General features: G+C 62.3%; 22 protein-coding genes and 1 pseudogene. 9 read left to right on the top strand and 14 right to left on the bottom strand.

Annotation, left to right across the window (positions count from 1 at the left end):
* Positions 1-82: 82 nt before the first annotated feature.
* The 3 genes from CRO48_RS24715 to CRO48_RS24705 form a co-directional block, all read right to left on the bottom strand.
* Complete coding sequence (locus CRO48_RS24715; RefSeq protein WP_245423655.1) at positions 83-784, bottom strand: VIT1/CCC1 transporter family protein; 702 nt, start codon at positions 782-784, stop codon at positions 83-85.
* A gap of 2 nt (positions 785-786) precedes the next feature.
* Positions 787-1,872, bottom strand: a complete 1,086-nt coding sequence (gene cax, locus CRO48_RS24710) for a calcium/proton exchanger (RefSeq protein ID WP_097142432.1) — start codon at positions 1,870-1,872, stop codon at positions 787-789.
* A 227-nt stretch (positions 1,873-2,099) separates the two neighbouring features.
* Complete coding sequence (locus CRO48_RS24705) at positions 2,100-2,252, bottom strand: ion channel (protein WP_176526881.1); 153 nt, start codon at positions 2,250-2,252, stop codon at positions 2,100-2,102.
* Between the two features lie 2 nt (positions 2,253-2,254).
* Here CRO48_RS24705 and CRO48_RS24700 point away from each other — a divergent pair, with 2 nt between their 5' ends.
* Positions 2,255-3,247 (top strand): alpha/beta hydrolase, encoded by a 993-nt coding sequence (locus tag CRO48_RS24700; RefSeq protein WP_245423654.1) that lies wholly within the window; start codon positions 2,255-2,257, stop codon positions 3,245-3,247.
* Positions 3,248-3,489: 242 nt separating this feature from the next.
* On the opposite strand, the gene CRO48_RS24695 is transcribed toward CRO48_RS24700, so the two are convergent.
* Complete coding sequence (locus CRO48_RS24695; RefSeq protein ID WP_097142502.1) at positions 3,490-4,467, bottom strand: SMP-30/gluconolactonase/LRE family protein; 978 nt, start codon at positions 4,465-4,467, stop codon at positions 3,490-3,492.
* Between the two features lie 435 nt (positions 4,468-4,902).
* Between CRO48_RS24695 and CRO48_RS24690 the strand changes: the two genes are divergently transcribed.
* Both CRO48_RS24690 and CRO48_RS24685 read left to right on the top strand, forming a co-directional pair.
* Positions 4,903-5,703 (top strand): DUF2092 domain-containing protein, encoded by an 801-nt coding sequence (locus tag CRO48_RS24690; RefSeq protein ID WP_097142430.1) that lies wholly within the window; start codon positions 4,903-4,905, stop codon positions 5,701-5,703.
* A complete protein-coding gene (locus tag CRO48_RS24685) occupies positions 5,700-5,912 on the top strand; it encodes a hypothetical protein (protein ID WP_097142429.1) in 213 nt (70 codons plus the stop codon). The genes CRO48_RS24690 and CRO48_RS24685 overlap by 4 nt, the downstream gene beginning before the upstream one ends.
* Positions 5,913-6,135: 223 nt before the next feature.
* Here the strand turns inward: CRO48_RS24685 and CRO48_RS32385 are convergent, their stop codons facing one another.
* Entirely contained in the window at positions 6,136-6,273 is a 138-nt protein-coding gene (locus CRO48_RS32385) for a hypothetical protein (RefSeq protein WP_176526880.1), read from the bottom strand.
* 175 nt (positions 6,274-6,448) lie between these two features.
* Between CRO48_RS32385 and CRO48_RS24675 the strand changes: the two genes are divergently transcribed.
* From CRO48_RS24675 to CRO48_RS24660, 4 genes are all read left to right on the top strand, one after another.
* Complete coding sequence (locus CRO48_RS24675) at positions 6,449-7,063, top strand: glutathione S-transferase family protein (RefSeq protein WP_097142428.1); 615 nt, start codon at positions 6,449-6,451, stop codon at positions 7,061-7,063.
* Positions 7,064-7,122: 59 nt separating this feature from the next.
* Positions 7,123-9,192 carry an FAD-binding oxidoreductase gene (locus tag CRO48_RS24670; protein WP_097142427.1) on the top strand — a complete coding sequence of 690 codons (2,070 nt, stop codon included), beginning with the start codon at positions 7,123-7,125 and terminating at the stop codon, positions 9,190-9,192.
* A gap of 145 nt (positions 9,193-9,337) precedes the next feature.
* Positions 9,338-10,228: a LysR family transcriptional regulator gene (locus CRO48_RS24665; RefSeq protein WP_097142426.1), complete on the top strand. Its 891-nt coding sequence runs from the start codon at positions 9,338-9,340 to the stop codon at positions 10,226-10,228.
* Positions 10,229-10,735: 507 nt separating this feature from the next.
* Positions 10,736-11,632 (top strand): LysR substrate-binding domain-containing protein, encoded by an 897-nt coding sequence (locus CRO48_RS24660; RefSeq protein ID WP_097142425.1) that lies wholly within the window; start codon positions 10,736-10,738, stop codon positions 11,630-11,632.
* Here CRO48_RS24660 and CRO48_RS24655 read toward each other — a convergent pair.
* Genes CRO48_RS24655 through CRO48_RS24625 form a run of 7 tightly spaced genes read right to left on the bottom strand, consistent with a single transcriptional unit; the run spans position 11,618 to position 17,654 of the window.
* Positions 11,618-12,124: a gluconokinase gene (locus tag CRO48_RS24655; RefSeq protein ID WP_176526879.1), complete on the bottom strand. Its 507-nt coding sequence runs from the start codon at positions 12,122-12,124 to the stop codon at positions 11,618-11,620. The genes CRO48_RS24660 and CRO48_RS24655 overlap by 15 nt on opposite strands.
* 19 nt (positions 12,125-12,143) lie before the next feature.
* Positions 12,144-13,424 carry a TRAP transporter large permease gene (locus tag CRO48_RS24650; RefSeq protein WP_097142423.1) on the bottom strand — a complete coding sequence of 427 codons (1,281 nt, stop codon included), beginning with the start codon at positions 13,422-13,424 and terminating at the stop codon, positions 12,144-12,146.
* A complete protein-coding gene (locus CRO48_RS24645) occupies positions 13,421-13,981 on the bottom strand; it encodes a TRAP transporter small permease (RefSeq protein WP_407071954.1) in 561 nt (186 codons plus the stop codon). The genes CRO48_RS24650 and CRO48_RS24645 overlap by 4 nt, the downstream gene beginning before the upstream one ends.
* A 50-nt stretch (positions 13,982-14,031) precedes the next feature.
* Positions 14,032-15,027 carry a DctP family TRAP transporter solute-binding subunit gene (locus tag CRO48_RS24640; protein ID WP_097142422.1) on the bottom strand — a complete coding sequence of 332 codons (996 nt, stop codon included), beginning with the start codon at positions 15,025-15,027 and terminating at the stop codon, positions 14,032-14,034.
* A gap of 33 nt (positions 15,028-15,060) precedes the next feature.
* Positions 15,061-15,960, bottom strand: coding sequence for an NAD(P)-dependent oxidoreductase (locus CRO48_RS24635; protein WP_097142421.1), 900 nt, complete (start codon positions 15,958-15,960; stop codon positions 15,061-15,063).
* Between the two features lie 16 nt (positions 15,961-15,976).
* Positions 15,977-16,282 carry a putative quinol monooxygenase gene (locus CRO48_RS24630; protein ID WP_097142420.1) on the bottom strand — a complete coding sequence of 102 codons (306 nt, stop codon included), beginning with the start codon at positions 16,280-16,282 and terminating at the stop codon, positions 15,977-15,979.
* 13 nt (positions 16,283-16,295) lie between these two features.
* Positions 16,296-17,654: an NAD(P)H-dependent oxidoreductase gene (locus tag CRO48_RS24625; RefSeq protein ID WP_097142419.1), complete on the bottom strand. Its 1,359-nt coding sequence runs from the start codon at positions 17,652-17,654 to the stop codon at positions 16,296-16,298.
* A gap of 683 nt (positions 17,655-18,337) precedes the next feature.
* On the opposite strand from CRO48_RS24625, the gene CRO48_RS24620 reads away from it, so the two are divergent.
* Positions 18,338-19,864, top strand: a complete 1,527-nt coding sequence (locus CRO48_RS24620) for an amidase (protein ID WP_176526878.1) — start codon at positions 18,338-18,340, stop codon at positions 19,862-19,864.
* Here CRO48_RS24620 and CRO48_RS24615 read toward each other — a convergent pair.
* Together CRO48_RS24615 and CRO48_RS31885 are read right to left on the bottom strand one after the other, a co-directional pair.
* Complete coding sequence (locus tag CRO48_RS24615) at positions 19,854-20,777, bottom strand: LysR family transcriptional regulator (RefSeq protein ID WP_097142417.1); 924 nt, start codon at positions 20,775-20,777, stop codon at positions 19,854-19,856. The two genes, CRO48_RS24620 and CRO48_RS24615, sit on opposite strands and share 11 nt — an antisense overlap.
* A gap of 113 nt (positions 20,778-20,890) precedes the next feature.
* On the bottom strand, positions 20,891-21,037 hold the full coding sequence (locus tag CRO48_RS31885) for a helix-turn-helix domain-containing protein (RefSeq protein WP_141402118.1): 147 nt from the start codon (positions 21,035-21,037) through the stop codon (positions 20,891-20,893).
* Between the two features lie 371 nt (positions 21,038-21,408).
* Here CRO48_RS31885 and CRO48_RS33540 point away from each other — a divergent pair.
* Positions 21,409-21,589, top strand: a pseudogene (locus CRO48_RS33540) (IS6 family transposase); the annotation flags it as partial.
* Positions 21,590-21,673 lie beyond the last annotated feature (84 nt).

Raw genomic sequence — 21,673 nt, 5'->3', positions numbered from 1 at the left:
GCGCCGAGAGAGCGGGCAAGCACCCGCACGCTGCCGTAAGACGGCGTGCTCCCGACTGCAGCCGGTGGAGGCCGGGAGCGGCTTATCCGCCCAGGGCCAGCGCAACGGCGACGAGCGCCACCCCGATCGCCACCATCAGGAAACCGCCGCGCCAGGGCCGCCCAACCTGCCGGCCAAAGGTGAAGCCGGTCAGGAACAGCATGGCGACGGCGACGATGTTCGAGAGCCTGAGGGCGAGCGTCAGGTCGGCAAAGAGGAGGAAGGGTGCGGCGACCGGAAAGAGACACAGGAAGACAAGCAGGAAGACGCCAAGGGCAGCCAGATAGTCCTCCCGGTTGAACCGGGTTTCGAGGGTTTCGGGCGGAAGACGGGAGAGATGCAGCCGGATGCGATCCAGGTCGGATGTCGTCAGCGCCGGCAGGACTGCGGGCGGGATGTTCTCCGCGACGATCGCGCGCCCGACCTCGGGGCTTTCGGCGCCGCGGATCGCCTGGATGGTGGAAATCGCCAGCCGGCGTTCCCCGCGCACGCCCATCAGGTACATGGCGGCATCGATGATGGCCCAGGCGAGGTTGCAGCCGAGTGCCCCGAGCAGCACGGCCGGCACGTCCGCCCGGCCGGCCCCGGCTGCGGCGAGGGACAACGTAAAGGTCAGGACCATGATCAGGCCGAACAGAACCTCGCTCGCACGCGCCACCGGGTCGAGCACGCGGCGGGATGTGGCGGCGCGCACCGTTGCGGCTTCGCCCCTTGTCACAGCCGCCGGAGGTGGATCGTGTTTCATGGTCATGACGCCGGCGGAAGCAGGAAGAGGGTCAGCGCAAAAATCGCATAGACCATCAGGATCATCACGCCGAGGAACCAGGCGGAGCGGCCGCCGTTCGTCATCAGCGCAGCCGCCATGGTCGCAATCAGCATCATCGCGATGGCGCCCGGCCAGAACTGCAGGCTCATCGGCTGCGGCCCGATGACATAGCTCAGGAGCACAAGCAGCGGCGCCACGAAGAGCGCGATCTGGGCGGCGCTGCCGAGTGCGATGCCGACGCTGAGGTCGAGGCGGTCCTTGGCGGCGGCCGAGAAGGCCGTCGTCATCTCGGCGGCGGCGCCGACGATCGCGACGACGACGAAGCCGACGAAGGCGGACGACATTCCCAGCGTCTCGGCCGCGATCTGTACCGAGGACACGAAGACCTCGCTGACGAGGGCGACCAGCACCGTCACCAGCGCCAGGGTGACCAGGGCGAAGCTGATCGGCCAGGGCTCCTCATCCGCCTCGCCATGGCCGGCGCTCGCGAAGGCCTCCTTGTGGGTCTTCAGGGCGAACAGCAACGAGAGGCCGTAACCGAGGATCAGCAGGACCGAGAGCCCGAGGCTGAGGGGCTGGGTGACGGCTTCGCGTCCGTCCACCTGGGCGACGAACGAGGGCACGAGCAGAGCCACGGTCGCGAGGAAGAGCAGGCCGGACTGGACGCGCGCGGTTATGCGGTTGAACTCCTGCTCGTGGTACTTCAGCCCACCGATCAGGAAGGCCCCGCCGAGCATGAAGAGGGTGTTGGTGACGACGGCGCCGGCAATCGAGGCCTTCACCAGCAGGTATTGGCCGGCCTGAAGGGCCGTCAGCGCGATGACGAGTTCCGTGAGGTTGCCGAGCGTGGCGTTCAGAAGGCCGCCGATCGCATCGCCGGTCCGCGCCGCCACCGACTCGGTCGCCCGGCTCAGCAGCGCCGCCAGTGGGACGATGGCCAGTACCGAAAGCAGGAACAGCAGCGTATGGCGATCGGGCCAGAGGCGTTCGCCCGCAAGGACTACGGGGACGAACACCAGCAGCCAGAGCAACGGTGACGTTCGCATCTCGTTCAGGGCACGATCCATTTGCACGCCACCCCGTTTCCCAGCTCATCCCGGGAAGCAAAAGGACCCGAAACGGACGACTGGACGTCTATTCTGAAATGCTCGAGGTCTTGAAACTCCAAGAGACGGTCTCCGCCGACGGGAGTCTCGCGCGACGTCCGGAAGTCCCGCACTTGCAGAGTTGAGCACCCTATCACACAACCGCGGTTCCGCCTTGATATGGCTCAAGATCACCGCCGGCCAGTGTGTCAGTCCTCATGCGGCGGCTTGGCTCGCATCGTCGCCTGGGCGAGGGCTGTCACCGCCGCCACGAAAATGCCGATCCCCGAAAAGATGTAGCCAATCGTGAAGATCTTGCCGATCGCGGACTGGCATAGCCAACCCGGCGGTCCCGGCCGCATCGGTGCGCGACCTCAGCCGCCAGCGCATCTTCATCATCACCACGCGCGAGGCCTCTGAGGTCGTGGGAGCCTTCTACTCAGCAAGCCGTGCGCCGGAGCTTGGTCTTGCCTCGGTGGAAGTCACTATTCCGCCGAACCACACCCTGGGGAAGCTCGAACGCGCGAAGCGTCTGCCGCCCAATCCGCGCACCGAGTTCACCATCGTCGATCCGGTGACATACAGCAACGAAGCCTCCTTTATCGCCGAGATCGACCGTCAACTGGCCAAGAGGCCGGCGGGCCAGCGCAAGCTGCTGCTCTTTATCCACGGCTACAACAACACGACGAGCGATGCGCTCCTTCGGCTGGCACAGTTCGTCGAGGATACGGGGTTCCAGGGCGTGCCCGTCCTCTTCACCTGGGCCTCCGCGGCCAGGGCGCCCCGTTATGTCTACGACCTCAACAGCGCGCTTGTGGCGCGCGTCAAGATCAAGGAGATGGCCGACATCCTGGTGCGAACCCGCGCCGAGAGTGCCGATCTCTTCGCTCATTCCATGGGCGCCTTTCTGATGATGGAGGGCCTCGTCGACGCTGAGCAGGCCGGCTACCTCGGTCGCCGCAAGACCATCAACCACTTCATCCTGGCCTCTCCCGACATCGACATCGACCTGTTCCGCACCCAGATCGGGCTGCTGCCGCAGCCCGTGCGCGAGAAGATGTATATCCTCGTCTCCAAGGACGACAGCGCTCTTCGTCTCTCGCGTCGGATTGCGGGGGGCGTCCCGCGCGTCGGCGCGGCGGATGCGCAGGAACTGGAGCGACTAGGGCCCACCGTCATCGACCTCTCCGAAATCGACAACTCGAGTTCGGGCAGCCATTCAAAGTTCGCCGGCTCTCCCGAAGTCGTCCAACTCATCGGGTCCGGGTTGAACACCGCCGGCCGCTTCGGTGAAAGCGCCACCCCCGGCCTCGACAGGATCCTGGAAAGCGTGCCGATCCGCATCGTGGGGAACTAGGCCGTGAACCCATAAATCTGCCGGGCGGACGGCTTGCCAGAGTCCGCTATACACCGATAGCGACCAAATTCTGCATCGCAGCGAAACGACGTGAAGGGCCATAAGCAGAAGTCGAACTTTGAACATCGCTTACTGATGGCCATCGGTACAGTCGGAGGTGCATTAGAAAAACCACGTTGCGCCGCGTAATCGAGCCTGCAGCTTTGATACGTGTCCCCGCAAGGGATGTTCTGGCTCCTTGTCTAGCGCGCGCCCTTCACTCTCATCTTGAGGCCGTAAACATTCCTGCCCGCGGTGATGAAGAGCAGGTCGTGGTTTTTGCCGCCAAAGTCCACGTTTGTAATCCAACTCTCGGGGACGACGATGTGTTCTATCTGCTTGCCCGTCTTGTCGAATACGGTCACGCCTTTCCCGGTGAGATAAACGTTGCCATCAGAGTCGATGGTCATGCCGTCAGAACCGAGTTGGCAGAAGATACGTTTGTTCGTGAGCTGGCCATCAGGCCGGATGTCGTAGGCCCAGGTCATTTGCTGGCTAGGGTCCGCAACGTAAAGCACCTTGCCGTCCGGCGTACCTATGATGCCGTTGGGTTCATTAATGTCGTTCGTGACAGGTGTGATAGTCCTGCGGTCGGGCGCCATGAAGTACACGTTTCTGCCGCGAATCCGCGTCTCGGGGTCGCGAAACCAGTAAGACTCATAGTAAAATGGGTCGGTGAAATAGAGGCCCCCATCTGGACGAATCCACAAGTCATTTGGGCCGTTGAATAGCTTGCCACCGAAGTTCGTCGCGAGCACCGTCACTTTCTTGTCGGGCGCGATGGACCATAGTTCACCTTTTTCGGCGGCGGCGGCCAGGAGGTTGCCGGCCTTGTCGAAGTAAGTTCCGTTCGAGCGTCCCGCCGGCTTGAGCCAGTCGGAGAATTTCCCGTCTGCTGCATTCCACTTGACGATCCGGTCATTCGGGTGATCCGTGAAGAACACGTTGCCGTCACGATCCGCCGCTGGGCCTTCAGTTGCTGAATAGCCTTCGCCCAACTTCTCAAGCTGCGCGCCTGGCGCGATGATGGAGGAATTCGCTGCGCCGCATCGGACAAGTTCGCTGGACAGTGTCCCGCCTTTACACGGGCGAGTGCTTTCTTGAATCGTTTCTGAATAAGCCGGTTGTGGTGCGAGCAGCACGAAGAACAACAACGCAATGCAGCGTGCGGGATAATACATCATCCGCCTCCCAACTATCATAGCGAGAGTGCATCGTACCTTTTTCCCAATAGGCTGAACAGATTGTGCATTGGTTCGGGCTTCATGGCTAAGTAAGACGATGCCGCCCAGTTCGACGCTTCGTGCCAGCCGTCGATCTTCGGCGTCTCGCTCAGACTGCCTGGCATTCGTCAAACTCGCATCAATCCGAATTTGGCTACGTGCTAATGAGTCCGCGCCCTAGTACCGGACGATGCCGAGATCGCTGCTGGCCATGATGGGCTCGCAAGGCGATGGCATCCGGGCACGTTGACCCGTCTCTTCCCGACCAAGCCCTGCGCTGTGCCTTGCCCATGATCCACGTCAATGCAGTCCACTGTTTTCGGTGCGATTGGTGTAAGGTGAATGTTTGTCCTGTCACGGCGCGTCCGGGCCAGGTCGATGGAGGGCGACGCTATGCAACATTCTCCTGATCTTCCAAATCTTCGCAGGGCAGTCTCGATCGCGGCAATCACGGCGGCCATGATCGTGGGAACTTGGGCGCCCGCGGCCCAGGCAGACGAGGCGCAGGCGCGCGAGATCCTGAAGGCGATGACCCAGTACCTCGGGGCGCAACAGAACCTGTCCTTCGATGTGGACTCGAGCCTCGAGATCGTGACGACGGACGGCCAGAAACTGGCCATAGCAAGCTCGGGCAGCGTCCATATGCAGCGGCCCGACAAGATGCATGTCATGCGGCAGGGTGGCTTCGCAGATGTAGAGATGATTTTCGATGGCAAGACGCTGTCCGTGCTGAACCGCGGCGAGAAAATTTTCGCCCAGACCGAACTGCCGGGCACGATCGACCAGTTGGTCGACAAGCTCCGCGATGAGTACCATCGCCCGCTGCCCGCCGCCGACCTGCTGGGTGCAGACGCCGAGGCCGTGCTTCTGGCCGAGGTGACCGAAGTGAAGGATCTCGGCAGCGGCGTGATCCGGGGCAAGGAATGCGACCACGTCGCTTTCCGCACCCCCGAGGTGGACTGGCAGATGTGGATCGCCCAGGGCGAGACGCCGCATCCCTGCCGGTTCGTGATCACCAGCAAGACGGTCGAGGGCTTGCCCCAATACACGCTTGACTTCAGCGCGTGGGGCGCGGGCGCTGCCGATGCCACGTTCACGTTTGCGGCCCCGGAAGGGGCGAAGAAGGTGGAGATCAAGGATATCCCGGATCTCGATGAGATCGCCGGGATCTACAAGGGAAAGGTCGTGAAATGAAAACGACGAAACGGATCAGATGGATGCTCGTCATGCTCGCAATCGGCATGGGAGCAATGGAAACAGGCTCGAGCCTGATCGTAACCGGAACGTTCGACCCCGGCCTTCCCGCCGAAGCCCGCGTCGGCCGGCCGCTCACCCCGGTCAGCGCGGCCGGCGTGGCAAGACGAACAGTCAGGCGATGCGCGGCCGGCGTCTACTACTGCTGATGCCGTTTCGGGCCTAGACCGGACGTGCATGGTGACTGGGAGCTCTCGGACACCGATCTCTGAGCCGTCCGCCCGACCGGACGGCTCGCAAGAGCCAAGGCGCGGGCGTTCGTGGATTTCGTTCAATCGAGAATACCCCTTGCCGCATGATCCTACGCACGGGTGGCCGATAGCGATAGAAACACTGCGGCTCTTGTGCCGTGCCGCTGGCGCCACTCGTCGATCAGTCACTGCCGAACAGGCCCTCCGGCGGATGGAAGCCTGGCCGTGCCTCACCGGCAAGCACACACCGGGCTGCTTCCGCGGCAGCCATCGGCTCGAACGTGTAACCGTTCACGGTATCGAGGACCGAGCGTGCCACGGTTCCGTCCGCCTCGGTGACTTCGGCCGCCCGCGAGATGTTCGCGTATCGGGATTGTTGCGTCAGCTGTAATTATGAACTGTGGAGGTCGACCGTTCTCACGGACGGCTGATCGGTGCACCGTCGGAATGCGGATCGGGAATGGACCCATCCAACACTTTCGCGGGAGCACACAATGAAACTTTATCATCACCCTTTGTCGGGCCACTCGCACCGGGCTTGCCTCTTCTTGTCGTTGCTTGGCTTGCCGCACGAACTGGTCGAGGTCGATCTGAAAGCCGGCGCGCACAAGAGGCCGGAATTCCTCAAACTCAACCCGTTCGGCCAGGTGCCGGTGCTGGAAGACGATGGCGTGGTGGTCTCCGACAGCAACGCCATTCTGGTCTACCTCGCCAAAAAGGCTTCCCGTACCGATTGGCTACCCGAAGACGCGCAAGGCTCTGCCGCCATCCAGCGCTGGCTGTCGGTTGCCGCCGGCGAAGTGGCTTTTGGCCCGGCAGCGGCACGCCTGATCACGGTTTTCGGCGCCAAGTTCAATCCTGAAGAGGTGATCGGCCGCGCCCACACGCTGCTCGGCAGGCTCGAAAGCCATTTGGCGGATCGTCAATGGTTGGTTGGTGCCGGTCCGACGATCGCCGACGTGGCGATCTACAGCTATGTGGCCAGGGCGCCTGAGGGAAATGTCGATCTTTCCACCTACCCGGCGGTCGACGCATTTCTCCGCCGCGTTGAATCCCTGCCAGGCTTCGTCCCCTTCGTTCAAACGCCGGCGGGTCTCGCGGCTGCTTGATGGCGAGATCCGGGCGTGTAAATGCGCACGCCCGGTCCTTCTTTTTCAGGAGACGGAACATGGGCGATACATTGAAGGCACTACCGGTCTGGCACGAAGGCGAAACCTTCATTCAGGAGAAGCTTGGCGTGGCCGAGCGCATGGCCGCCGTCGGTCAGCGCGTTATCCGTGACTTCATGCCCGATCAGCACCGCGATTTCTATGCGCAGCTCCCCTATATTGTGCTGGGCAGCGTTGATGGAAGCGGTGATGCGTGGGCAACCTTCCTTGAAGGCCGCTCCGGCTTCATGTCTTCTCCTTCACCAAAGATCCTGGATATCGCCGCCCGAGGCGATGCCAGCGACCCCGCAAGCGAGGGTCTGGGCGAGAACCAGCCGATCGGCCTGCTCGGCATGGAAATGCACACAAGGCGCCGCAACCGCATGAACGGGATCGTCTCCAGTTCACCGGAAGGCGTCCGTGTCGATGTCGACCAGAGTTTCGGAAACTGCCCGCGCTATATCCAGTTGCGTGACTTTGAATTCGTGCGTGAGCCCGGCGAGCCATATGCGGGCTCGGTCGAGTACCTGCCAACTCTGGATGGTGCAGCACGTTCGATGATCGGGGCGGCGGATGCCTTTTTCGTTGCGTCCTATGTCGACCGCGAAGACCGGCGCCAGGTTGATGTGTCCCATCGGGGCGGCAAGGCTGGCTTCGTTCGCGTTGCAGAGGGCGGGACGCTGACCATTCCGGATTTCGATGGCAATCTGTTCTTCTCCACGCTCGGCAACATCCTGTTGAATGGCAAGGCCGGGCTGCTCTTCGTCGATTATGCAAGTGGCGACATGCTGCAGATGTCCGGCAATGCCGAGGTCATCCTGGCCTCCCCGGAGATCGCCGCCTTCCAGGGCGCGGAGCGGCTGTGGACCTTCAAGGCGCGCCGGATCGTTCGCCGCCGCAACGCATTGGCCCTGCGCTGGACCTTCCGGGAAAATGGATGGTCGGCCAATTCGCTGATGACCGGCGACTGGGCGCAGGCCGCCGACCGGCTGCGTGCCACGGAGCTTGCCACACAGTGGCGTACCCTGACGGTCACAAAGGTCGTGGACGAAAGTGCATCGATCCGTTCGTTTCATCTGCAGCCCGGCGATGGCGCAGGTTTGCTGCCGTATGCGGCCGGCCAGCATCTGCCGATCCGCCTCAGAATTCCCGGCGCCGACAAGCCGGCCATCCGGACCTACACCCTGTCGGCGGCTCCATCGGACGGCGTCTACCGCATCAGCGTCAAGCGGGACGGGCTCGTGTCCCAGCACCTGCACGACACCATCCGCGTCGGCGATACGATCGAGGCGCGGGCGCCGGCCGGCGACTTTACCATCGACGCCCGCGCGACCCGCCCGGCGGTGCTTTTGGCTGGCGGTGTCGGGATCACGCCCATGCTCGCCATGCTGCGCCACGTCGTTTACGAGGGGCTTCGCAAGCAGCGCATCCGACCTGTCATTCTGTTTCATGCGGCGCGCTCCAGGCAGGAACGGCCATTTGACCGGGAAATCGCCGAGTTGACCAGGGCAGGGCAGGGCGCTGTCCGGCTGATCCGGGTTCTGAGCGACGCAAGCGGTGCTGAAGAGGGCGTTGACTACGACGTGATCGGGCGCATCGACATGTCGCTGCTGTCCCGGTACCTGCCGTTCAACGACTATGATTTCTATGTCTGCGGGCCGCCGCAGTTCACGCAGGCGCTCTATGACGGGCTGCGAGGCTACAACATTGCCGATAGCCGGATTCACGCAGAAGCGTTTGGCCCTTCATCGTTGAATCGAACGCTCGACGCTGGCGTCGTTGCATCCCCGGTCCGCAGGCCACCATCCACCAGGCCCGTGCCCGTCGCCTTCATGGGGTCCATGAAGGAGGCGCGCTGGACGCCGGAAGCCGGCACGCTTCTGGAGCTGGCCGAAGCCCGCGGCCTGAACCCGGATTTCAGCTGTCGGACAGGCAGCTGCGGAACATGCCGCACCACACTCACCAAGGGCGCGGTGACCTATGTCAGGGAACCAGCGGCAGCGATTGGCGAAGGCGAAGTGCTGCTGTGCTGCGCCGTTCCGGCCGAGCAGGAGGGTGATGGGGAAAATCACATTCAACTCGAACTCTGACACGGCCGCCGCCGACGCTTCTTTCATGGCAACTCCAGTTATGTCATTGGTATCGATCTCGAAACGGCCTTGCTCGGCCTGTTTCGGGGGTTAGGCCATTGAGCAGTGGTCATGTTGAAGCAGCAGGAGCAATCCTGGGGGGCGCATGGATCGATGGCAGGCAATGCGAATTTTTGCCAAGGTCGCGGAGACGGGAAGTTTTGCCGACACCGCCCGCCAACTGCATATGAGCGCGCCTGCGGTGACCCGAGCCGTCGCAGCACTTGAAGATCTCATTGGTGCCCGCCTGTTCGTTCGCACGACGCGCTCTGTCAAAATGACCGAGGCAGGAACCCGGTATTTCGAGGATTGCCGGCGCATCTTGGCCGATATCGCGGAAGCGGAAGCTGCTGCCGGTGGCTCCTATGCGACCCCGACCGGTACTCTGGCGATCACAGCCTCGGCCTTGTTCGGACAAATGTACGTCCTGCCGATTGTCACTGATTTCCTCAACACCTTCCCGACCATGCATGCAAGGACGCTGTTTATCGATAGACCGGTCAACATCGTTGAAGAAGGAGTGGACGTTGCTGTTCGCATCGGCCATCTGCGGGATTCGGGCTTTTCCGCCGTCAAAGTCGGTGCCGTCCGACACGTGATCTGCGGCTCTCCGGGCTATTTCAAAAGCCATGGCGTCCCAACCACGCCTGCTGACCTCAAGAACCATCGCATCGCCGCGTCAACGAGCGCCTGGGCGTCGCCGGAATGGCGTTTTGCCAATGACCATCGGGTAACGATCGATCCCGTTCTCCAGTGCAACACGAATGAGGCCGTCATCACGGCGGCCCGGGAAGGGTGGGGGTTGACCAGGGTTCTGCACTACCAGATTGGCCCGGCCTTGCTTGCGGGAGAGTTGCAGATCGTTCTCGGCGACTATGAAGAACCACCCATGCCGATCCATATTCTCCACCCGGAAGGACGACACGCGCCCGCCAAGGTTCGCGCCTTCGTGGATATGGCAGCCGCCCGCCTGAGGGAAAACCGGTTACTGAACTGAGCTGGACACAACTCGATCAGGGATCTGCCAACGGCTTTGCCGTTTTCCTGGACGTCATGCACATCAGGGCAGGGATAAACAGGATCGGGAGCCTCGTCCCTGCATTTCCAGTCGCATAGGGCACCGCAATGCCGTCTCGAGCGCTCGAAGCCTTGACTGTTGGTTTTGCGGCTTGGATTTTTACGGCCACCGCCGCATCACTTCCGCCACCGCAAAAATACCTGTTTCAGAGATGCCGCTTGGACAAGGCCCGACGGGCCTCGCGGGTCCGCTCGCCTATTACGGCTTGCCACACTTTACGCCATGCCGCTTCACGCTTCGGCTGCTTTTCTTGCGAGATCATCTTCCGTCACCTCTTTGAACTCGTCGCATTATAGTCAGTCGCGGTGGCGTTGTGCTGTACGGATTTTGCATGGCTGCCCCCCGCAACCTGGCGCTCGGACGCGGCTCTATTCTCATTCGGGCTTGCGTGCTCTAACATCCGCCAGATCGAGATCGTGAGACAGAATGCAGCTTCCCATCAAGGCAATCCTCGTATTCCACGCCACGGCGCGGGCCGGCAGCATTTCCCGCGCCGCCGAGGAACTCAGTGTAACTCCTTCGGCTGTCAGTCAGCAGATTCAGCTGCTCGAGGTCCAGCTCGGCGTTTCGTTGCTTGCCAAGGCCGGCAGGGGCGTCGCGCTGACGGAGGCTGGCGAGCGCTACTTCTCCATGATTTCCGAGCAGATCGAGCGGATCGAGGAGGCTACCGGTACCATCCGTGGTTTCCGATCGGTGACAACGCTCACGATCCGCGCAACGCCTACCTTGTCCAACAAATGGCTGCTGCCCCGGCTGGGTGCGCTGCTGGACCGGCACCCCGATCTCGAGGTCCGTCTGGACGGCACCAACGAACCGACCGACTTCAACCAGGAACTGGTCGATGTGGAGCTGCGCCACGGCAACGGCCGATGGCCGGGCCTGTTCGTGGAGGGCCTCGCCGAGGAGCGCTTCCTGCCGGTCTGTGCGCCAGAGTACGCCGCGGCGGGCACACTCCTGCCCGCCGATCTCCTGGCCCATCGCTTGATCCATTCCGTAAAGTCGCAGGCGCAGTGGACGGGCTGGCTCCAGCTTGCGGAGGTCACCCCCGGTGAACGCTGGCGCCGTGTGCTGTTCGACCGCAGCCACATGGCCATCGACGCCGCCGTGCGGGGCATGGGCATCGCTTTGGAGAGCACGCTGATGATGCAGGACGAACTGAAGAGCGGCCGCCTTGTCTGCCCGATCGCGGCGCCGCCGGACCTGCGCATCGTCACCCAATGGATTGTCTGCCCGCGCGATCACCTGCGCCAGAAAAAGGTGCGTCAGTTCCTGGACTGGCTGCGGGAAGAGCGCGATGCCTGGCAGGCCTCACAGACCGGGTGAAACGGCCTGGATCGCCTTCGTGACCACAACGTCCGCCGGCTGGGCAATGTCGAGAACGACCGCCTGTTCCGAGGCATCCGGCCGCTCGAGCGTGCGCAGCTGGCTTTCCAGCAGCGAGATGGAGGCGAAATGGCCTTGTCGCGCCGTGAGACGGGCTGCAATCAGTTCGGGTGACCCGTCAAGAAAGAGGAACCGGACGGGACCAAGCCGGGTGCGCATCAAGTCGCGATAGCTCCGTTTCAGGGCGGAGCAGGCGATGACAACCGGCCGAGTTGGAACCGAAATCGCTCGCTCGCAAACTGCCTGCAACCACGGTTCGCGCTGGGCATCGCTGAGCGGAATACCCTGGCGCATCTGCGCGACGCTGTCTGGGGCATGAAGGTCGTCGGCTTCGACGAAGGCGCAATGCAGGCGTTCGGAAAGCCGCCGGCCGATCTCCGATTTACCGGTTCCAGCCGTTCCCATGACGACCAGGAAGCCGTCATGTGACATTTCGTGATCCCTCGTCATCTCAGTAAAGCCCCAGCAGGCGGATGGGCATCAATGTCAGGCTCGGGAAGAGCACGAGGGCGATAATGGCCGCGACGAGGATGGACATCGGCGCGAGCGAGCCTTTCACCACGTCCTCAATCGACATCTTCGCCACCTGCGCCACCGCGAATAGGCACACTCCGACGGGGGGCGTAACGAGGCCGAGCGTCAGCGTGATCACCATGATGACGAGGAAGTGGATCGGATCCACACCGAGCGAGACCGCCGGCGGCAGCAGCACGGGAATAAGGATGAACATGGCAGCGATCGCATCCATGAACATGCCGACGACGATGAGGAACAGGAAGATCAGGATGAGCGCCATGGTGGGGCCGGTGCTAATCGTCCCAAGGAAGGTCGCCACCTGCGCAGGCAGCCCGTCGAAGGTGAAGACCCAGGCGGCGAGCTTGGCCGTCGCGGCGATGAACAGGATTGTGCCGGACGTGCGCGCCGTCTCCACGAAGATGCCCGGAAGCTCGCCAGGAGCGATGGTGCGATAAAGCACCACGGACAGGAAAAGCGTGTAGAGAACCGCAATACCGGCCGCCTCGGTCGGTGTGAAATAGCCGTCGACGATGCCGACCAACAGGATCACCGGCGTCAGCATCGGAAGGATCGCGGCGATACCCGTGGTGACGACAAGCCGCAGATTGAACGGCTTGGGCGGATTGTAGCCGTACCGGACGGCGTAGCAGTGATTGAAGACCATGAAGGTCAGCGCGATGAAGAGGCCCGGAATGAGACCGGCTACCAGGAGGGTGCCGATCGAGGCATTGGCAATCGAACCGGCAATCACGATGAGGATCGAGGGCGGGATGATCGACGAGAGCGTGGAGGTGCTCAACGTCAAGCCGACGGCGTACCCCTTGGGAAAGCCGTGGCGCTCCATCGCCTTGATTTCGATCGCTCCGATGGAGGCGATGTCGGCGACGGACGATCCGGAAACGCCGCCAAAGATCACCGAGGAGGCCACGTTTACATGGCCGAGGCCGCCCGGCAGCCAGCCGACCATGGCCTCCGCGAAATCGAAGAGCTTTTCGGCGACCCGGCCACGCTCCATGAGCACGCCAACGAGGATGAAGAGCGGCACGGCCACGAGCAGGAACGAATTCATCGCGGAGAACATGCTCTGGGCCAGGAGATCGACCGGCGTGGAGGTGAACAGCAGGATGGCGGCGACGCTGGCAAGACCGAGCGCGACGGCCAGCGGCACGCCGAGTGCACTCATGACCAGAAAGAGGGCGAGAAGGAAAAGGCTCATGGTTCTTTCTCCGCAGCCGGCTTTGCTTCCTCGGCGAGGATGAGTTCGGGCATGCCCTGCGCCGGATCGGCAAGCGCGATCAGGTCGCGGCGGTAGCGCAGCGATTCAAGGATGGCGAGCACAGCAAGCAGCGCGCTGGCCGGCATCACCGTGCCGATGACCCACATGGGCACGCCGAGCGTCGCGGCCGTCTCGTTCATGACGAGCTGCTGACGAACGAGATTGTAACCGGTCCAGCCCATCAGGGCGAAGAACAGGAGGCAGCTGACGACATAGATCGGGACCGAAAGACGCCGGATAATGCCCGGCATCACGGCGAGGAGGACAGTGACGCGGGCGGTTTCGACCGTCCGGAAGCCGGCGGCGAGGCCGAGGAAGATCATCCAGACGAAGAGATAGCGGGTCGCCTCCTCCGTCCATGAAACCGGCATGCCGAGAACGCGGCTCGAAACCTGGATCAGCACGACGATCAACACGCCCGTCACGGCAACGCCGGCCATCGCATCGGTCGCCAGTTTGAGAATCCATCCAAAGAATGAAGTGCTCTTGTGCATCATGTATCCTCCTGTCCGGATCGGCCATAGGCCGATCCGGCTCGGCATGCCACTCAGTTCTTGCCAACGGACGCGATCGTCTTGTCGAAGAACGCCTGGTCTTTCACGAGGCCCGCGAAGACCGGATAGAGTTCTTTCGAGATCGCGACGAAAGCCTTCTGCTGTTCAGGCGTCAGACGGTTGACCGCCATTCCTTGCTTTTCCAGCTCTGCAATGGTCGTTTCGGCGGTCGCGGCGTCGTTCTCGACCTTCCAGGCCTCAGCCTCCTCCGCCGCTTCTTCGAGCGCCTTCTTGTGCGCGTCGCTCAGGCCGTCAAACTTTGCCGGGTTGATGCCGAGAACCCAGCCGTCGCCCATGTGGTTGGTGATCGATGCGTATTTCTGCACTTCGTAGAATTTCGCGCTGAGGGGCACGTTGATCGGATTTTCCTGCCCATCGACGACTTTCAACTGAAGCGCGTTATAGACCTCCGCAAAAGCCATCGGCGTCGGCGCAGCGCCCATCTTCTTGAAGAACTCCACCCAGAGCGGGTTGTTCGGCACGCGGAACTTGAGGCCGGACAGATCCTCCGGCTTTTCGATAGGGTGTTTGGAGTTGGTCATTTGGCGGAAAGGACGCGGCCAGAGGTTGATGCCCTTGATGCCGATCGTTGCAAGGTCGGCGATCAGTTCCTGGCCGGGCTCGCCCGCGAGATAGTCGCGGAGCTGGGATTCGTCATCGAAGAGATAGGGAATGGAGATCGCGGAAAACTTCGGATTGAAGTTGGCATAAAGCGAGGTCGCCAGCAGCAGCATGTCGAGCGAACCGCCGGCAAGCTGCTTGACCGCGCCCGACGGATCGCCGCCGTAGAGCGTGCCGTTCGGGAAGACCTTGATGGTCACTTCGCCATTGGTCTTGGCGGAAACGAGTTCCGCGAACTTGTTGGCTGCGACGGTGATTTCGGAATTGTCCGGATCGGGCGTCGAAAGCGTCAGGGTCTCGGCTCTCGCCATCGAGGCCGTCAGCATGGTTGCGGCAGCGAGCAGCGCGCGAATGGAAAAGTGCTTCATTTCAGTCCTCCCAGTTGAAAGTCTCAGGTCGATTTAAGCGGAATCGCCTCCGCTCTGGTTCATGCGTCGCAGTTCAAGAATGACGCCGCTGTGGTCGAGGTCTCCATCACCGTGATCCACCATGGCGCGGAACAGCCGGTCAACCTCCTCGCCGACCGGAAGCGTCAAGCCTCGGGCGCGGGCAAAGGCCAGCGCCGTCGAGGTGTCCTTCACCTGATATTTCGCCGGTCCGCCCGGCTGGAAATCGCCTTCCACCATGCGCAGCCCGTGCTGGCGGAAGACGGTGGAGTCAGCAAAGCCGCCGAGCAGCGCCTGCCGCACCTTGGCGGGGTTCGCTCCGCCACGTTCGGCCAGCGTCAACGCCTCGGCCACCGCGCAGATCGTGGATGCGACGATGAGCTGGTTGGCGAGCTTGGTCAGCGCCCCGCTGCCCGCCGGCCCGACATGCGTTACCCGTCCGAGCGGCGCAAACACTTTGGCGAGCGCGTCGACAACGCGAGCCTCGCCGCCCGCCATGATGGCCAGTGCCCCCTCCCGCGCCCCTTTCTCGCCGCCGGAGACCGGAGCGTCGAGACAGGCGATGCCCCGCGCGGCGGCGGCCTCGGCGATCGAAATCGCCGTTTCCACGGGAATGGAACTCATCACGACCAGGATCGCCTCCGGCCGCATATGGTCGATGACACCGCCCGGCTCGGCCAGAACCGATTGGCAGACCGGGCCGGAGCTGAGCATGACGATGACGACATCGGCCTGCGCCACGGCTTCGATCGCGCTTTCGGCGATGGCGACACCCTTCTCCCGAAGGGCCGTCGCCTTTTCCGTCGTTCGGTTCCACGCCGTCACCGGGAAGCCGGCGCCCGCAAGGCGAGCGGCCATCGGCGCGCCCATGATGCCCGTGCCGATCACGGCGATGTGTGGTTGTGCGTCAGGCATGGTTCTCTCCCTCGCTTCAGGGATATTGCCGTCCGGCGAAGCGAACGGGCCGTTCCTCGATGATCAGCGGCGGGAACGCCTCGCGGAAACGCGCCAGATGCGGTGTCTCCAGATGGGCGTCGAATGCTGCCCGGTCATCATAGACCTCGTAGAAGACGACCGTGTCTTCTTCCCCTTCCGGGCTGATGACGTCGAACTGCCGGCATCCCGGCTCGTCGGCAACGGAGTGGCGCGCATCCTCCCGCGCCGCCGCTAGGAAGGCGGCCATCATGCCCGGCTTCACCTGAAATTCCGCGATCACGACAAAGGCAGAGTTGCTCATCACACCCTCCCTATCACACAGCATCGGTCCGGGCGGGGCGGAAGCGCTCTTCCATCTCATGGCGCAGCCCCACGACATCGAGATCGTTGGTGATCTCCACGTCATCGAAGGAGACGATCTGATCCTTCTTCACCGGCCGCTTGAGTTTCACATTGTGGGCGAGGCCGATGGGCAGTGCCTTCAGGTCGAGGCTGCGGGTGGCCGGGATGGCATTCGCCCAGACGGCGTAACCGCCTTCGCCGTCGAGCATCTCGCCCGGCTGCATATCCTTCTTCGCCGTCGCCACCGCATCGCCGCGGAACTCCTTGGACGAGCCGGTGGGCTCGTTGCGCAGCACGGCCGATAGCACACTGACCGACGTTTCGAGGCCGATGATGTGGAACGGGCGCCACATCGAAGCATACCAGCCGGACGGATCGGTGAGCAGGCCGTACTGCTTGAAGCAGGCGCGGGCATACTCGTTGTGTGCCTTGAACGTGACGAAGACGCCGTAGCGGATGTTGTTGAAGACTTCGCGCCCGTCCGGTTCCTGGCTGGCGGCGATGTCGACAAGGCCGGAGCGGGCCATGCGCCCGCCATCTGCGGCCGGGCGGAAGACGCGAGCGAGATCGTGCAGTCCGGCCGGGGGAAAGGCGAGGCCGTCATCCGGGCAATCGAGGCCCGTGCCGTTTGCGACCGCCGCCATCTCGATGGCCGCCTTGGTGCCGTCGGTGAAGGAATTGTACATCTTCGGATTGAAGTCGCCCTTGGCGACCTCTTCCTCTGTCCAGCCGAAGAAGCCCCAGACGGTGTCCGGCGTTGAATAGCGGTAGCGTGGCTCGAAGTTCATGCCTTTGCCGGCGGCTGTCACCTCGAAGCCAGTGGCACGCGCCCAGTCGACCAATTCGCAGATCAAGGCCGGCTGATCGCCATAGGCCATCGAATAGATGACGCCGTTGGCGCGCGCCTTCTCAGCAAGGATCGGCCCGACCATGACATCGGCCTCGACATTGACCATGACCACGTGCTTGCGGCTTTCGATGGCGCCGAGCGCATGGCGCGTTCCGGCGATGGGATGGCCGGTCGCTTCGATGATACACTCGATCTCGCCGCATTCGAAGAGAGCCTTGGCATCTTCCGTCACGAAGGTCGTGCCGTTCTTGACGGCATCGCCAATGCTCATTGCTGAATAGCGTTCCGTCGGCCAGCCGACGCGCTCGAGCGCTTCCTTGGCCTTGCCTACATTGAGATCGGCGACTGCCACCATGTGCAGGCCGGCGATGCGTTGCGCCTGGGCCAGCACCATCGAGCCGAATTTTCCGGCGCCAATCAGGCCGACCCGGACTGGCCGCCCGTTGGCGGCGCGCAGCGAAAGCAGGGAATAAAGGTTCATTTCAACATCCTCGGCAGGGGAAAACTCTCGAGAGCATCCGGCCGGATCATCGACGTGCAGGGTCCTCCGGATATCGGGCGAACACCCTCCGGAACACGGAACGCACGGATCGACAGGTCTCCTCCGGAAACGCGGCCTTCACCGCGCCTCTCCCAGCCGCCTCCCACAACGGCTTATGGAGAAACTGTAGGACTGAAGAGGGATTAGCTCAATTTAGAATAATGAGGAAAATCGTTAGAAAAACTACAAGATCGTTGTCGATGCGGCGAGCGCGTGATCCCACATAAATCGGCTGCAGATTGAGGCCGTGGCGATGGTCGTATCGAGCATTCCGGCGCCGGTGCGGTTACATTGATTTTCTTCAACGTCCTAACGCCATGAGGTGGGGCGTGAGCATCTCGGCGCCGACTGATCTGAACCATTCTTGCCACGCCGCAATTGGTTCTGGGCGCCGACAATCTGCTGGCGGAACGAATTGCATCATGCTGCGGGGCAGGGGGGCTGCGCCGAGCGTCATCGGATCGCATTGGCTGCACCAACTGCGATCGCGCAGCCTCTTGATTGTGCAGCGATTGCATTTTCGGTGTGCAAGACTTTCTCGATATCAGATCGTCAAAAGAGAGTATTGGACAGGATCATCCCGCCCCGAAAAATAACGAGTCTCTTCCTGAATGGAGTATCTTATGGAAAGACGTCGATTTATTGCGGGTGTGTTAGCTTTGACCGGTGCGTCTGCTTTCAATGTTCCGCTTTTGCGTGCGAGCACCAGCCTGCGGGGACAAAGCCTTCCTGCCGATCCCTGGAAATGGAGTGCCACTCAGACGCGAAGTGCGATCGTCGCGCGGCAGATCTCGTGCAGGGAGGTCGTTGACGCCCACCTGGCGCGCTATGCGGTGGTGAACCCCGTGGTCAACGCAATCGTGGATTTCGCACCCGAGGAAGCCATTGCGAGCGCAACCCTGGCAGACCAGATGCTCGCCCAGGGCTTCGAGCCGGGGCGACTTTTCGGCGTCCCGATGACCGTGAAGGACAACACGGATCTGAAAGGACACCGGACCGTCAACGGTCTCGCTTCGGCGAGCGCCGAAGCTGCCACCGACGACAGCCCGGTTGTTCGAAGTCTTCGCTCGGCGGGCGCCATCATCATCGGCAAGACGAACACGCCCTGCCTTTCCTCCAGGTGGGAAACAGACAATTCGGTCTACGGACGGACCGTGAACCCGTGGTCGCGGGAACGCACGCCCGGCGGGTCATCCGGAGGCGCTGCGGCTGCGTTGGCCAGCGGCATGGGTGCGCTGGCTCATGGAAACGACATCGGGGGCTCGATCCGATACCCTGCCTATTGCTGCGGTGTGACCGGCCTCCGCCCTTCCATGGGACGAACCCCCATGTTCAACGGTTCCTATCGAAACGATCGTTCCTTCTGCAACCAGATGTTCAACGTGGAAGGCATGCTTGCCCGAAACGTGGAGGACCTTCTGCTCAGCCTGCCCGCCATCAGCGAGGGAGATGCCAGAGACCCCGCATGGAACGGCGTCCCGTCGCAAACCGGACTTCCGGGACCGCAACGGGTGGGCATCATCATGGAGTCCCCGGGCCTCTACGTTTCGCAGCCTGTAAAAGACGCCCTGACGGAGACCGCGCGACGGCTCGCCGATCGAGGTTTCCAGGTGGAGGAGGTCACGCCTCCCGTGATCGAGGAGGCCGTGGAACTCTGGGCAAGAATGGTATTCAGCGAGTTGCGCGCCGCATGGCCTGGATTCAGCCAGATCGCGGACGAAGGGGCCCGCAAGGCGAACCAGTTCTTCCTCGACCTTGCTCCGACCCTTTCCATCGATGACTACGTCGCCGGGACGGCCGCGGTCATGGCGATGCGCCGTCGCTGGTCCGAGTTCATGGAGAGATGGCCCATCCTCATCGGCCCCAACTCGGGCGACCTGCCTTTCATGAGCGGCTTTGACATTGTCTCGGCGGATGACACGCGTCACCAGATCGCGTCTCAAGCCCTCATGGTGACGGTGAACCTTCTCGGACTTCCTTCCGTCGCGGTTCCCACCGCCTTCGTCAATGCGGCCGACGCGCCAAACGGTCTGCCGACCGGCGTGCAGGTCATTGCCCGCCGATTTGCCGACGAGGACGCCTTGATGGTAGCCGAAGTCATTCAGACGGCGTTTCCGCAATCGACAATCACCGATCCGGTCAAGGGTTAGTCAGCTCCTGGCTCGGGGGCGGCATCGACCCCACCAGATCGAGGAACCGGTCCAGAACGGCTCCACGCTCTTCCGCCCTCCAGCAGACAACGAGATCGATATGCAATTCGTGTTCCGGCGCGTCGACTTCGATACGCCGGAACACGACGTCATCGCGCCGGACGGCGGCCAGAGATCCAGGAACAAGGGCTGCTCCGATGCCAGCGGCGACGAGACTTGCGATGGTCTGCATCTGGTTGGCGAATTGCACGATCCGGGGGGAGTACCCGGCCTTTCGGCAGAGCCCCACCATCTGGTCGTGAAATCCGAGCCCCTCCGATCGGGGCGAGGCTATGAAGTTCTCGTCTGCAAGTGCCGCCAGGGGAACCCGGGATGCTACAGCAAGCCTATGTCCTGCCGGAAGCGCCACCAGAACAGCCTCGCTCCGCACCCGCTTGAACACCAATCCGGTCACGGGCGTGCCAGGCCAGCGCATGAAGCCCGCATCCATCGTTGCGGATTGCAGAAGCTTGATCTGATGGGCAGTCGTGCCTTCGTGCAAATCCAGTTGCACGTCGGGATAGGCCTGCCGGAACGAACGGAGGATCTGCGGCAGGAAGTCCAGATGCGCGGTGTCGATGAAGGAAACGGACAGGCGGCCAGCAACCCCGCTTGCGATCCTGCGCGCGTTTTCGACGCCTTCTTCCAATTCACCCAGAAGCTTGCGCGCCGTTCGAAGGAAGTCCTGGCCGGCGCCCGTCAAGGTCACATTCCGGTTGTCGCGCTCGAGGAGACGGGCGCCGATTTCCTCTTCCAGCCGCTTGATCGCCTGACTGAGCGGAGGCTGAGCCATGTTCAAACGGTTCGCGGCACGGTTGAAATGCAGCTCCTCGGCAACGACGATGAACTGCCGGAGCAGGCGGGTTTCGATCATGGTGACACCTTGAAGGTATCAATCGTTTATAAAGTCATAATTAAAATATCGACGTCGAAAGTCGTGTGAAGGGACTTCCAGATTACGGACCAGTCGCCATGCATCCGCTACGGTCAAGGACGCGGAGCCGCAGAGATCACGCTGCTCCATTCAGGAGCAGCGATGGCGCCGGCATGTTCAATCTCGCGGCGGCGTGCGGCCTCTGCAATCGAGCCGGTGTCGACAATTGTCACGAAGGTTTCGAGAATGACCGTGTCCATGGAAACCTAAGGCGTGCTGGATCGATGGTTCATTGTGCCGGGCTGTCGTGGCGCGCCATGCTCCAGAACGATCCGGGCGTTCTCTAGGACGAGTTCGCGGCTTGTGGCGGGTTTTGAAGAAGAAAGCATGGTTTCGAGTGACTTGGCAGTGAAAGAAACGCCCGCAACTAGTGGCGGGACATGACACTTTTCCGACGGAGCGGCGGGACAAAACTAATACGACGTCGCAGGTGGCTCTCAATGCTCAGCATTTGCTGGCGAAACGGTCGAGGAGTGGAGCCCGGGATCATCGTCTCGTATGAAACGATCCGCCGATGGAGGCGGAAGTTTAGAGCGGCCTATGAAAAATGACTGCGCCGCAAGCGGCATTCGGCCTGCCGCCGAGGCGCACCGTCGTCGACAAGGTGCGCCCATACGGCGCGGCAAGAGGGCCATGATGCCCGCTGTCGAGCTTCGAGCGCACAAGGGCCTGAACAATCTTGCGGAGAATCTCTCGTGACACTTGGAAAACGAGAACGAATGATGCTGGGATTTCGATCTGTGTCCGACATCAGCGCCCATGAGACAGAATTGGTTTAATTGAGAAGAGAGGATTTTCGGCTCATCGTAGCTCATTCAAAGGAAGCGAAGATGAGA

It is taken from the genome of Rhizobium subbaraonis (genome assembly GCF_900220975.1).
In the GTDB taxonomy this organism is placed as follows: Bacteria; Pseudomonadota; Alphaproteobacteria; order Rhizobiales; family Rhizobiaceae; genus Mycoplana; species Mycoplana subbaraonis.
The sequence above is the reverse complement of the archived record's forward strand: the minus strand, read 5'-3'. Positions and strand labels throughout refer to the sequence as shown.